This window comes from Yersinia massiliensis (genome assembly GCF_003048255.1).
GTDB lineage: Bacteria > Pseudomonadota > Gammaproteobacteria > Enterobacterales > Enterobacteriaceae > Yersinia > Yersinia massiliensis_A.
In genome coordinates this window covers 1,713,476-1,727,990 of record NZ_CP028487.1, presented here as the reverse complement: position 1 = coordinate 1,727,990, position 14,515 = coordinate 1,713,476, and the positions used below count along the sequence as shown (strand labels likewise).

Sequence of the window (14,515 nt, the reverse complement as noted above, 5' to 3'; positions counted from 1 at the left end):
CTTTAATTTCTAATTAGATGCGACACTTAACTCAACATTAGCTGTACTTATCACTTTACCAGATTGGAGCAATTTACACTCCATAAAATATACACCCGGTTCATTTGGTGGGAATAGAGGAATCCAACTACTATTTCTAGTATTAAAATACTCTTCTCTAATTTTCACTGAACCAGAGTCAATTATCTGCATTTCTATATCAAAATGTTCACTTGACTTATTGAGTACAATAATGCGACGAAGATGAATGGGACCGGAGATAAGTTCAAATGATGGTTGCATGAATGAAAATTCATTTACATCTATGAGTAAACAAATCGGCCTCACTTTCTCATTCATTTTTTCCACTTCAGTCATTTTAACTTGTTCTAGACCCTTTTTATATTCAAGAATTCTATCAGGGTCATCTACGATTTCATTAAATCCATTATCTAATGAGTCATAATAGTTTTGAAAATCAAACTCTACTGGAATGACATCACAAGGCCAGTCAGATGGATTGCCTGGCCAAGAAAAACATCTATACTCTTTAATGGAAAAATTATTAGGGAAATAGAACGTAGCAATATTAAAATAAACACTCCATTCATCTACCCCTTTATTTTTATCACTAGCCAAATATTTACCGTAAATCTCGTTCACTAGTTTCTTATTTATTATTTGCGGCATGTGTGATGAAAAAGCCTTCGTATTAAAGCCATAGGATTTAAGTAACTGAGCTGTTTTTAAAAGACCGCGGTCATAACTACTTCGACTTGGGTAGCTACCAAGCCAAGATTCTAGCGAATTATAATAATAATAGCAGTTATGAACGCTATTATTTCTGAAGTATTCCTCATTTATGTAATTAAGTGCGATATAATCATCATCAGATGCAATGAAGTTATCTTTTATAACTACTTGCTTATAAAGCTCTTTCCTCAATAACGTATTTCTTTCTTGGTGATCTAATATACTAAGACCAATATCGGCAAGAATATCTTCGTCACAAAAAACATGTGGTGAGAAACCTAGATTGGAAATTTCAGCTTCAAAATCGCTTACATACTCTTTTTTAGTTAAAACAACAATTTCATCAATGAATTTCATCTTGTCTTTCAAAGACTTGATGCTTAATTTAAATTTATTTATATCTATAGAAATATAAACCGCTTGATTAACCTTCTCTTCGAAAGAATAATTAGCAGCGCAATTCTCTAGCTCATCAATTTTAGATATAATGGAACACGCAACAGTATCCCATGAGGTACACTGAAAATCCTCTGCCTTATCTTTTAGTGCAGAGTAAAAATCATCTGAATGGATAACATCGGTGAGTGCTTTTTCAAGTTCTATATTATTATTTAGATCGAAAACAAATGCAGACTGACCGACAACTTCCGGCAAAGCCCCGCCATTAGATACAATTGTCGCTGCGCCAAACGATAATGCCTCCATCGCTGGCAAGCCATAGCCTTCATAAAGAGATGTCGTGATATAAGCTCGACATCTTTTATACAAAAATGCTAACTCTTCATCGCTAGCATCATTGAGCCAGAATATATCTTTATTGTATCTAGGATGAGAAGTAAGTTCCTCGACAAACTCATCAATATTCCATCCCTTACGGCCAACAATAACTAAATTCGTATTTCCATTATCTATTTTTAGAAATGAGGAAAGTAACTGCGGATAGTTTTTTCTTGGTTCAAGAGTGCCAACAGCAAGAAGAAAGTCATTTTTTAGTACATGTGCAAGTTTTTTATCTATCTGAGATAATTTTGTTATATCTATTTCTTCATGTACAGGTAGTGGACCCAAATCAATTACTGATCCATCCTTTGATACACCTATAAAATCTCTACTAAAATCATCAATTTCCTTTTTAACAAAGTTAGAAATTGAGAATATATAATCACTATATGCAATTTTAGCATAGAATGCTTCAATGTAACTTATTACAGTATTCTGATGAGACCAAGCAGAATTAACTAATGGCACACTATCATAATGTAGGTTGTATATTTTTACACCTTTCCTCTTGAGAATTTCATAGAGAAATTTTCTATTAACACCATCACTCCAAGCAGCATCAATATCGAAAAATATATCCCCCTGATTCAGTTCATTAAAATTAAGCGTGAGTAGCTTACATTCGTCATCATATATAGCGTGGCTAATACATTCGTAATCACTAATTAATTTGAACTCTGAACTATTATTATCATAAGTGATGAATTTGTAATTTATATTTTTTGACAGAAACTCACTTAAAGTAACAACAACACGCTGAATCCCAGTTTTACGTTTACTACTGAAAGTACTCGTAATGTTAACATAAATCATAAATTACACCAATTCTTCAAATTATTCCCAGAAGCTTTTTTATATTCTTCACTTTGCTGTATTACCATACATAAATGTCTTATTGGCTTACTTCTAACTATATCATTTTCAGGCATTCTATTTAGCAGTACAATATACAAAGCAGTTGCTGCTGCTATATTCTCATTATTTTCAGAGAATAATTCTTCAAGGGGCTTATTAAGATACAATGCTTCTTTAATTTTTAAAATCCAAGTATCCGTACCGACAGGAAGACTAGCGTTTAAATGTTGAAAACCATTACTTTTAATCACATCTTGGAGGTAATTAATATAACTATCAGTCGATATCATATTTATATGATTTACTTCTGAAACCAAGTCGAAATGATTAAGTTCACTGAGGTTATCAGCTGTTTTATTTTTACTAGCTATCGCAAGTTTTTCTTGCGCTTTTTTATTTTTATTGAAATTACTTACTTCCGTATTAAAGATTACTTCATCATATTTCAATTTCAAAAAACCAGCACTGCCAGGGCTTAATTGTTTCAATAATGAATATGCCTTAATAGCATATTTATTTCCCCTAACAGAAGCAAGCCTGACATTAGTACTACTACTTATTTCTTTTGTACTTTGTTTCTTTATTTTTGAAGAAATAAATCTGAACGGTGCTGTGAATTTCCATGAGTTACTTTTGTAAATAAGCTCAATTCTATTTTCAAGCATTGCTAATTCTTTCGTTCGGTCTTCAATTAGACGCTTAAATTCTAACTGAACATCTTGTAGGCTATTCTCTAATAATTTAACTTTCTCTTCTAATAAATTATAGTTTTCTCTACTTTCTTCAAATTTTGCCGCGGTTTTTTTATCATATAATTTGGATAGCTTTTCTAAATTATACCCTGATTTGCCACCCAAAATTTCTTCTATATTAACTTCAATAGCATTTATGTCTTTTTTCTGTGCAATAACTGAATAATCAAAACTAACCCCTGTAATGACATCATATAAGCCAAAATTCGCTTTCTCCATTAATCCTTGTGGATGTTGCAACCTCATGATATAACTATTTTCCAACCCATAATACTCACATAAGAAATTGAGTAAAAGAGCAGGGATAGGTTTATTATGTGTGGGATCAAGATAGAAATTATTTGTCCCGACGATTATATTTTCAGCGTTTGGTGTTTCTAAAATCAAAATTCCACCCGGTTTAAGTACACGAATAGCATTATCAATAACGGCACATAAGTCATCAAATGCTATATGTTCAACAAAATGGAATGCAGTGATTATATGATACTTCTCAGCCTCACAAGAGTTTAAAAAGGAAATTGCATCTACATTTCTAACTGAGAAATTCCTAATTCTACATTCCTCGAGCATCGCATCATCCAGATCGATACCAAAAGTTTCAACCCCAAGATCTCTCAGAAGTGACATCCACTCCCCTCGACCACAACCCAGATCTAAAGAAGTTAATCCTCCATGCAATTCTTTTATCCTTTCAATTAAAGGAGAATAAACCATTAATCTTTCTTTAATTGAAGCCTGCGAACCTCTATATTTATCTTCAAATGCACGATAAAAATCAGCCATTATTTGCAATACTCTACAGTTGGGGGTATCCAAGAAGAACCAACAAAATTATTTTTAGATGTATTAACAATAGTAAATACAAATGCTAAATCCTTCCATTCATAATTTTTACTTAAATGGTTATGCCCCATATGAGCAGCGACGGAAACCGAATAATTTCCTTCACCTATGTTTGCATCAAACGTGAATTTATAATGTATAGTCTCGCCCGCCATTACTTTATCTATTACTTTAGAGTGATAATAAGTATTTGTGCCAAAAATCTCTTCTCCTAATCTATTTTTGATCAAATAACCTACACATAAATCTTTTAAATCTCTATTTACGGCTAGCGCGACATTCAAAATGACGCGCTGACCAACAGTAATAACTTCTATTGGTTTACCATTTACATCAGTAATATTGACGTGTACAAACGTAGCATCACCATTTCCAGAAATAGTTTGGATATTTCCATTAGAAATATTTTGTGACGCATTCACTTTTCCGCTGTTATCAGATAATAATGCATTATAATAATCGAGAACGGCTTCAGGTTCTCCTTCCATTATTTTCTGACCATTAGAAATTAAAATAACTTTATCACAGATATTTTGAATCGCTTGCTTGTCGTGAGATACAATAAGCAAGGTTGTACCCTGCTTTTTAAATTCTTTGATACGCTCAAAACTTTTATGTTGGAAGTAGGCATCTCCAACAGAAAGAGCCTCATCAATGATAAGTACATCAGGTCTTACCGCAGTGGCAACACTGAATGCAAGCCTTACTTGCATCCCACTGGAATACACTCTGACAGGCTGATCAATATAATCCCCTATTTCAGAAAATTTTATTATTTCTGGCATTAACTTTTCAAGTTCAGGTACACTTAAGCCTAGAAGTTGACCAGACATAAAAACGTTTTGTCTGCCTGTAAAATCTGGATGGAATCCCATACCAAGCTCTAATAGAGCAGCTATACGACCTCTAATTGTAACGCCACCCTCCGTAGGAGTTGCAGTGCCGGTAATCAATTTTAATAATGTACTCTTTCCCGCCCCATTTATACCTATTATTCCAACTGAATCCCCAGGATTAATATTAAAATTAATATCTCTGAGAACCCATTTGAGAGAGTGGTATTTTTTTGCCGATATCCATTCTTTAAGTCTGCTTAATTTTGTTGGATATTGCTTATAGGCCTTACCTAAATTCTTTACTGATACTGAACTAATCATAATTCATCTACCATATCGTTTCCATATTTTTTAAATAAGCCTAATCCCAATATAGAAAATATCACTATTGCTACTACTGCAGGCAGTAAATTGCTTAACAGGGGAGCTTCACCAGCAACAAATATTCTTTGTGCGGAAATAACCAAACCAGTTAACGGATTAAAGTGAATGATATTTTGAACCCATACAGGTAAAATAGAAACAGGATATACTATTGGTGTTAACCAGAACCAAAATTGGAGTATAACTATTATGAACTGACCAACGTCCCTGAAAAAAACATTGAGCACAGCTATAATCATTCCCAAACTTATAGAAAATAGAAGAGTCAGTAGCACTACAGGAATAATAAATAATATAGACAATCCTTGTAGACTATTCGAGACCACAAGAAAGATAAAGAATATAGCAAATATTAAGAGGAAGTTAATAGTACTGGTAGCTATTATTACTACAGGCAAACATATTTTGGGGAAATTGATCTTCTTAATTAGATTAGCGTGTCGTATAAAAACTGTCACACTTTTTGATATAACCTCTGAAAATAAATTCCACAGTATAATCCCTGAACAAAGATAAATACTGTATGCTACATTACTTGGATTTCCTGGTAACTTAGCTTTCATTATTGCAGAGAAAACAATTGTATATACAAGTATCAATGATAAGGGTTGAATAATGAGCCAAAGAGGTCCAAGTATACTAGATTGATATCTTGACTGAAACTCTCGTCTAGACGAACCAATTATAAAGCCTCTGTAGCGATAGATGGCTTGCAACATTTCTTTCACAATTATTTTCCACCTAGCAGTGCTAATATTTCTTTTGTCTTACTCTGCATTAGTACCATACTCCCCATAGACTCAACATTTAAGCGGACCACTGGTTCTGTATTAGACACTCTTAAATTAAACCGCCAGTCACTATACTCGATACTAACTCCATCTGTTAAATCAATAGTAGCAGCGTCGAGTTCGTAAATAGTTCTAATTTTAGTAATACTGTCTTTAGCATCTTTTAGTTTGAGGTTAATTTCACCTGACGCAGGAAACTCTCGAATACGATCACCCACTAATTGACTCAAGGATTTATGCTTCACACATAATAACTCCGCAACCAGCAACCATGGAATCATTCCACTGTCACAATATGCGAAGTCTCTGAAATAATGGTGTGCGCTCATTTCACCACCATACACGGCATCTTCTTTGCGCATACGTTCTTTGATAAAAGCATGTCCCGTTTTCGACATGACTGGAATACCGCCTGAACTTTCAACGATATCAATCGTATTCCAGGTTAAGCGAGGATCATGAATTATCTTGGCACCGGGTTCTTTCTTTAAGAAGGCCTCAGCCAGTAACCCTACAATATAGTAACCTTCAATGAACTTTCCATTTTCATCAAACAGGAAACAGCGATCAAAATCGCCATCAAATGCAATCCCCATATCTGCGCGAGATTCAATGACTGACTTTTCAGTATCAGCTCGGCATTCAGGTAATAGCGGATTGGGAATACCATTTGGGAAGTTACCATCAGGATGGTGATGAAGTTTTACGAATTCGATGGGTAGATGCGCAGCAATAAAACGTTTTTCTATTTCATCAATAATATGCCCAGCAGCGCCATTACCAGAGTTAATAACTAATTTTAGTGGGCGAGTGAAGTTTTTAAAATCGATATAGCTCATTAAGTGATCAACATACTCTTTAAGTATCGAAATTGTTTTGTAGCTACCTCTTTTACTTTTATCGACCGACTTAAAGTTATTTTTTTCAGCCAACTCTTGTATATCACGTAAGCCAGTATCACCACTAATCGGCTTAGCATTATCTCTAACTAATTTCATACCGTTATAATTTATTGGATTATGACTAGCTGTCACTTCTATTCCGCCATCGACTCCTAAATAAAAAGTAGCGAAATAAATCTCTTCCGTGCCACTTAATCCAATGTCCAAGACATCACTTCCGGCATCCATCAGTCCTTCTGCCAAGGCCATCTTTAAGGGCTCACTTGTCAAACGAACATCACCACCGACAACAACTGTTTTAGGCTTTAAATATTCACCGAAGGCTCGACCAATGCGGTAAGCAATGTCTTCATTTAATTCTGAACCCAACTGACCACGGATGTCATAGGCTTTAAAACACGTTAGGGTATCCATTCTTTCCTCTAAATCAGCAGCGGCCATAGTGGTCTTTAATTCTGATGATATCGTCATCTTCCAAATAAGAACCTGACTGAACTTCAATCAATTCAAGTGGGATTTTCCCCGGATTCTCAAGCATATGAAGTGAGCCAATAGGTATAAAAGTCGATTGATTTTCAGTGATTAAGAATGTTCTATCCCCAATAGTGACTTTTGCCGTACCCGATAAAACAATCCAATGTTCTGCTCGGTGATGATGCATTTGCATAGAGAATGCACCACCAGGTTTCACTGTAATTCGGTTAACATTAAAGCGTTGCTCATTAACTACGATATCACTGTGTCCCCAAGGTCGATATGTTTCTCTATGACGCCGATATTCGCTACGCTTAGTTTGTTTCAGGTATTCAACAACCTTTTTAACATCTTGTACTTTAGATTTATCAACCACTAAAACGGCATCTTTAGTGCTCACAATCACCAAATTATCGACACCCACTGCCGCAATTAATTTCTCATCAGTATTGATATAGCAATTCTGTGTGTCATGCAGGAAGGCATCGCCTGTAATGGCATTACCCAATTTATCTTTATTACTGACATCCCACAGCGCCGACCAAGATCCTACATCACTCCAACCGGCATCCAGAGACACGACAACAGCACTGTTCGTTTTTTCCATAACAGCATAGTCGATCGATTCATCAGGGCATGCGCTAAATTTATCACGATCGATGGTGATAAAATCATTATCTGCATCTGTATCTTTCATTGCAGTTTTGCAGGCTTCAAGTATATCCGGCCTAAACCTCTGCAGTTCTTCAATATAACGTTTGGCGCGGAACATAAACATGCCACTATTCCAATAATACTCACCCGTACGTATATATTGCTCTGCCGTCTCTATATCAGGTTTTTCGACAAAACGTTTAACCTTGAATGCTTCAGAAAGCTCACTAACCGTCACGTCACCTCGCTGTATATAGCCATAACCCGTTTCAGGGCCGGTTGGTACAATACCAAAGGTCACGAGACTGCCTTTTTCAGCAAAAGGAAGTGCATCTCTTACCGCTTGCTGGAAGGCATTACAGTCATTGATAATATGGTCGGCTGCTAACACCAACATTATTGGGTCATCACCTTGGGAAATAGCATTTAGTGCAGCCAAAGCAATGGCCGGCGCGGTATTACGACCAACAGGTTCCAATATTATATTATGGGATAGCTTATTAATTTGGCGCAATTGCTCTGCGACCAAGAATCGATGTTCCTCATTACAAATGACAACGGGTTCTCTACCTGAAATCCCCTCTAAGCGGTTTACAGTTTCCTGCAGCATTGAATTTACCCCATGTAAGCGTAAAAATTGTTTTGGGTAAAGTTCTCTTGACATCGGCCACAGACGACTTCCTGTCCCGCCAGCCATAATCACTGGAAGTAACATCATTTATCCTTAATAACGATATTGTTGCGTTTTGAATGCGTTAAGCCATACGTGCAAATGCATAAATGATAATAACAATCATTACGTATAGAATAATTGTTATTGAATCTATCTGATTTAACAACGCTACCGCCCTTGGCTTTACAGCTACCAATAGCTATTTGGTCATATTTCCGGCTTTTTTGAGTATAGCTAAAATATTGACACGTTATTCCTTTGAGAAAATTTTCTCATGGAATTAATTACACTTATTATTCATTATATAATATTAACTTTAACTAGGAAATGTCTGTTAGTTTCATTAGACCATCTTCTTAACCCAGATTGATATTTTATTGTTATATTTCAATATTTTAAATGACTTACACTCAATTTCTTAATAGAACTATTTTCATCAAGAATATCATCCATTTCCTATATATAAATTTGTAAAATTGATATTATAGGCTCATTATTCTCTCTAATAGCAGAAGTCGCAGAGATAAGGTGTAATTATAAATATGGAATGGATCGCAGATCCTACTATTTGGGCAGGGCTGGCGACGCTGGTTGTGCTCGAAATTGTGTTGGGTATTGATAACCTGATATTTATTGCCATTTTGGCTGAAAAACTGCCTCGACATCAACGAGATAAAGCCAGAGTTACCGGTTTGCTGTGCGCATTGTTAATGCGTTTAGTGCTATTAGCCAGTATCTCGTGGTTAGCCACATTAACTGCCCCATTAGTGACCCTTTCCGGACATCCATTCAGTGCCCGTGACTTGATTATGCTGATCGGGGGGATATTCCTGCTCTTCAAAGCCACTATGGAGCTTAATGAGCGACTTGAGGGCAAGGACCACCAGCAAAACCAGCAACGCAAAGGCGCACGCTTCTGGCCTGTAGTGGCGCAGATTGTGGTGCTTGATGCCATCTTCTCGCTCGATTCAGTGATTACCGCGGTTGGTATGGTAGATCACCTCGCCGTGATGATGGCGGCTGTCTGTATTGCGATTGGTTTGATGCTGTTAGCCAGTAAGCCATTAACCCACTTCGTGAATGCTCACCCAACGATTGTCATCTTGTGTTTGAGTTTCTTGCTGATGATCGGTTTCAGTTTAGTGGCCGAAGGTTTTGGCTACCACATTCCGAAGGGATACCTATACGCTGCGATTGGTTTCTCCGTCATTATTGAATCGCTCAATCAATTTGCTCAATTCAACCGCCGGCGCTTCTTATCAACGGTTCGACCTCTACGTGAAAGAACCGCAGAAGCCGTACTACGCATGCTCAGTGGTAAACACGAAGAAGTTGAGTTGGATAACCACACTGCCAACCTAATAGCCGATGGTAGCAGTGGTGGACAAGAGGTCTTCAATGATCAAGAACGCCGGATGATTGAGCGTGTTTTAGGGCTGGCCCAGCGCACGGTGAGTAGTATCATGACCTCACGCCATGATGTGGAGTATCTAGACCTTAACGATCCGCCGGAAAAACTCACTCAGTTGTTAACCAAAAATCTGCATACCCGAATTGTGGTGACGGAAGATAGTTCTACAGATGAGCCTTTGGGTGTTATTCACGTCATTGATTTGTTGAAACAGCAGCTCTCGGGCGAAAAACTTGATTTACGGGCGCTGATTCGTCAGCCATTGATTTTCCCTGAGCAAGTCTCGCTGTTGATGGCATTGGAACAATTCCGCCAAGCACAAACCCACTTTGCTTTTGTCGTCGATGAGTTCGGCTCTATCGAAGGTGTGGTTACCCTGACGGATGTGATGGAAACGATTGCAGGTAACCTACCGGTCGCCGGTGAAGAATTGGATGCTCGCCATGATATTCAACAAATAGAAGATGGCTGTTGGATTGCCAATGGTTATATGCCACTGGAAGATTTGGTGCTTTATCTGCCACTGCCCATTGATGATAAACGCGAGTATCACACCTTGGCCGGACTGTTGATGGAGTACACCCAGCGGATACCGCAAGTGGGTGAACAATTGAAGATAGGGGATTATCTGTTTGAACCGCTAGAGGTGAGCAGCCACCGTATCTTAAAGGTGAAAATAACCCCGCTAAAAGTGCCGGACCCAGATTACGAAGTGTAATTTTTAGTTATGGGAAACGACCCGTAACGCGGAAAAATAAAGCCGAGTTGCTTTATGGCATTAGTCCATATCGCAACTCGGCTTTTTATTTATCGATTGATCAAGGAGGAGCCTAGCTCCGTTATAAGTGCACTGGCACCAGAATTTCCGTTGCTACAATCACCACGACCAACCCGACGAGTACAGGGACAGAGGTGCGTTTCACCACTTCGAATGGTGAGATTTTTGCCATACCCGCGACCGCGACCACTACGCCAGAAACCGGCGACAATGTGCGCCCCAAGTTTGAGGCTTGTAGCATTGGGATAACCAGATAGGCCGGATTGATACCCATTTGAGCCGCCAGTTTTGGGATCAATTCCACAAACGCATAAAACGGCGCATTACCTGAACCTGTCGTCATTGCTGCCAGCATGGTGATCACCACCAATACCAGCATCATGACAATACCACCCGTGCCAAAGGATTGAGCCAACCCAATTAAGCCACTGATAAAGCCAACCGTGCTCAGCCCTTGCGCGAATACACCCGCCGCCACTAACAGCATGACAACCGTTGCGAACGCATCGGCCATTCCTCGATAAGCAACCTCAAGACCAGCAAACACCGTTTTCGCACTGAAACTGCGGATAAACTCAATCACTGCCGCGAGCATCATACAAATCACCAATACACTGATGATATGCAGTTCCGGCCCCCACTTACCATCAAAGATCAGCACCCCAATAATCGGCGTGAACGGTAAGATGGCATAAAAAGCAGGCGCATTGGTGGTGATGTCGTTAACGTCCATCATCTCGTGCTTCTCTTGGCTTTTGTTATCCAGATAACGCTGCCAGAAGAAGTGCGCAATCGCCATACAAACAATGGCGGCAATAGAAATGGGTAACGTGGTTTTAAAGGCGAAATCGACCAGCGGCATTTCAGAGGCTTTGGCCGCCAACACCACATCACCTGAGGTTGGTGCCAGAATGATTGCTGCCGGTGAGGCGCAAATCGCTGCTGCTGCACCACGGCTGATCCCGACATTGACCATAATAGGGAATAGTGTGGCCATCAAAAGCACACCCAGCCCTGTGGCAGATGACACAGCCAGTGACATTAAGCAGGCCACAATATAAGCCGCAACCATTAATAAATATGGGGAATTGATCATTTGCAGTGGTTTGGATGCAATCTTAACCACCACATCATTTGCGCCGATATGGGTCATGTAAGCTGCAAAGCCACATAACATCATGATCATCATGCCAAGGTCGCCACCACGGCTCATCAGCAGGATTTTGACATACTCAACGATATCGGTGGCGCGCCAGCCTGTCGACGTCGCACTGGCTGGCAAAATATTTTTGCCCATCAAGGCGCTGATAATTAATAGCAGTAAACCACCTACCATCAGCACGCCTGTTGCTGAATAGCCCTTAATGATATAGCGGCCAACACCGATGGCCACGATAACCCCAATTAATAGATCCAACATATCCCCTCTCTCACCGAAAATTCGCCTGTTTTTATGTATAGTCTGAGTTGTGTATAGTCTGAGTTGTAGTAGCGCGATTATGGTTCGCAGCACACTAATAACATCAGGTGTAATTCATTTTTATTGTTAATAAAGTCAATATTCTTTAAATACAGAAATCGCTCTGCACTCTGCCCAAAGTCCATCGGCGAGTTTATGACATCTATCAATTATTCACAGGGATTTTAGAAAGAAATATCAGATTGTGAGCAGCAGAGAGAATTTTATGTTTAAAACAACGATAATGACGAACAAAAATACAACAGTGTAATAACAAGATGGAGCCATCATCTCCGATACACTTTGCGCTTATCGGAGATGATGGGGTCATTAAAGTTTATCGATAAGCTTTTTCAGGTCCTGACGACCACGATTTTGCTGATTGCGATCGACCCAATCATTGAGTGCTCTTTTAGCACGCTGTTGTAACTCATTACGCAGTAGTTGCTCGACATTTAATTGGTAGCTGAGTTGAGTCCAAGGGCCATAAATACGCAACGGAATATCGGTATTTTGCAGCATCTTAACCAGGCTATCTTGCCCACTCCAGCCTTGCATCACCCGTACAGCCAGATTCATATCACACTGCTGCGCCGGTAAATTAAGTGTGCCACTGCCTTTAATGGAAATCAGTTCTGAGTCTGCGAAAAGATTACTGACTTTCATCGCACCTCGGTTCAGCGCCAGATCAGCATGTAACTGTTTAACTTCGGTGTAGCGCTCATAACGATCCTGACCTTTAACATCACTAGAGCTACGAGTCACGGCTTGCTGAATGAGCTGCTGGATATTCAGCCCCTCTAGCCGAGCATTATTCATGCTGAATTGCGCATCCCCTTTCCAGCGGCGGTTGAATGACTCGACATTGAGGCCATCCCCTGACAGCTGTGCTTTCAGCATGAATTTACCGGTCATGAGGGCGGGCAACCCCGCCGCCTGTAATACTGGCCCCAGTTCCATATGATTAATGACGGGATTGACACTGGCTAGCACTTTCTTACCCGTCACATCCAGTGATCCTGGTAACGAAAAATCGCCGCCTAACCCGCTGCCCGTCAAGCGATTAATTTGCACGTCCCCGCGCTGGTTTGAAACTTGCAGGTTTAATTGATTAACGGCAATTGCGCGATAAACCAAGTTATTGGCCGTGAGCGAGATTTGTGCGCTAAAGTCGCGTAATGCTTGCAAATCTTGCCCTACATCATCCTCTGTCTGAGCCGCGATAACCGGTGCTGCTACCGTAGAGGGTTTGGAGGCAGCATCTTTGCTAGCAGCGGCGCTTTTCGGTTCCCAGCCAAAAATAGTGTCGAGGTTGAGATTATCGGCCGCGAGATTGACAGCATAATCGGGCACATCACCCAACGTTGCTTTCGCACTCCCTGTTAGCTGATTGTTGTTTGCTGAGAAACTGAGCTTACTGAGCAACACCTGCTGAATGTCACTTTGATAGCTTGCCTGCAATGTCCCTTCACCACTTACACCACCGGCAGGAATATCCGCACCTTCCAATTTATAGCTAAATTGACTGATATTGGCGCTGAATTGCTGCGGATAGTGGCGCATGTCGGCATCGGCCGTCATGGAGAACGTGACATCCCGTTGGTTGCGGTTAACACGGCTGGACAGGGTGACATTGATTTGGCGCTGATCGTTTTGGTTAAGTTCGAGATTCAGATCGCGCACATTAACTTGGTCGTTATCAGTGCGTTGCCAAATGAGCAAGCTATCGGCAACCTGAACTTTATTGATATCGAGCTTCCATGCACGATGCTCATTAACAGGCGGGCTACCAGAAGGGGCAACAGGTGCATTGGGCTGCTGCTGAGGCTCACTGTCAGGGGTGAGGCGAATAACCGCCCCTTTCAGCATGACCTGTTTCACATCGAGTTGATGTGACAACAACGGCCACAGTTTGACATCAAGGCGCATGTTTTCAGCGCTGACGACGGGGGATGTTGCCCCAGGTGCCGTCAGTGCGGTTCTGCCAACAATGATGCTAAGTTGTGGCCAAACGTGCCACCGTAAATCACCGTCTAATTGCAGGTGATAACCACTTTTTCTCTCAACTTGTTTGACCATGTAAGCGCGAAAATCATTAGGATTGACCAACAATACCAATGCGCTCATTCCTGCGACGATGACCACCAGCAGGATAATTAACGTTGTCAGCAATCGTCTCATGACGTCC

At 39.9% G+C, this 14,515-nt stretch carries 9 protein-coding genes; 1 reads left to right on the top strand and 8 read right to left on the bottom strand.

Annotation, left to right across the window (positions count from 1 at the left end):
- Positions 1-9: 9 nt before the first annotated feature.
- From DA391_RS07885 to DA391_RS07860, 6 genes are read right to left on the bottom strand one after another with little or no spacing between them, the layout of a single operon-like run.
- Positions 10-2,325, bottom strand: coding sequence for a glycosyltransferase family 4 protein (locus tag DA391_RS07885; protein WP_057650573.1), 2,316 nt, complete (start codon positions 2,323-2,325; stop codon positions 10-12).
- Positions 2,322-3,905: a class I SAM-dependent methyltransferase gene (locus DA391_RS07880; RefSeq protein ID WP_050079898.1), complete on the bottom strand. Its 1,584-nt coding sequence runs from the start codon at positions 3,903-3,905 to the stop codon at positions 2,322-2,324. Before DA391_RS07880 ends, DA391_RS07885 begins: the two co-directional genes overlap by 4 nt.
- Entirely contained in the window at positions 3,905-5,119 is a 1,215-nt protein-coding gene (locus tag DA391_RS07875) for an ABC transporter ATP-binding protein (protein ID WP_050080119.1), read from the bottom strand. Before DA391_RS07875 ends, DA391_RS07880 begins: the two co-directional genes overlap by 1 nt.
- A complete protein-coding gene (locus tag DA391_RS07870; RefSeq protein WP_050080120.1) occupies positions 5,119-5,904 on the bottom strand; it encodes an ABC transporter permease in 786 nt (261 codons plus the stop codon). The genes DA391_RS07875 and DA391_RS07870 overlap by 1 nt, the downstream gene beginning before the upstream one ends.
- Positions 5,905-5,915: 11 nt before the next feature.
- Complete coding sequence (gene cpsG, locus DA391_RS07865; RefSeq protein WP_050286407.1) at positions 5,916-7,292, bottom strand: phosphomannomutase CpsG; 1,377 nt, start codon at positions 7,290-7,292, stop codon at positions 5,916-5,918.
- Positions 7,293-7,305: 13 nt separating this feature from the next.
- Positions 7,306-8,721, bottom strand: coding sequence for a mannose-1-phosphate guanylyltransferase/mannose-6-phosphate isomerase (locus tag DA391_RS07860; RefSeq protein ID WP_050286327.1), 1,416 nt, complete (start codon positions 8,719-8,721; stop codon positions 7,306-7,308).
- Positions 8,722-9,221: 500 nt separating this feature from the next.
- Here DA391_RS07860 and DA391_RS07855 point away from each other — a divergent pair, with 500 nt between their 5' ends.
- Positions 9,222-10,808: a TerC family protein gene (locus tag DA391_RS07855; protein ID WP_108087516.1), complete on the top strand. Its 1,587-nt coding sequence runs from the start codon at positions 9,222-9,224 to the stop codon at positions 10,806-10,808.
- 121 nt (positions 10,809-10,929) lie between these two features.
- Here DA391_RS07855 and dcuC read toward each other — a convergent pair whose 3' ends face one another.
- Both dcuC and asmA read right to left on the bottom strand, forming a co-directional pair.
- A complete protein-coding gene (gene dcuC, locus DA391_RS07850) occupies positions 10,930-12,288 on the bottom strand; it encodes an anaerobic C4-dicarboxylate transporter DcuC (protein ID WP_050079901.1) in 1,359 nt (452 codons plus the stop codon).
- 369 nt (positions 12,289-12,657) lie between these two features.
- Positions 12,658-14,508, bottom strand: coding sequence for an outer membrane assembly protein AsmA (asmA, locus tag DA391_RS07845; protein WP_108087515.1), 1,851 nt, complete (start codon positions 14,506-14,508; stop codon positions 12,658-12,660).
- Between the last annotated feature and the right edge of the window lie 7 nt (positions 14,509-14,515).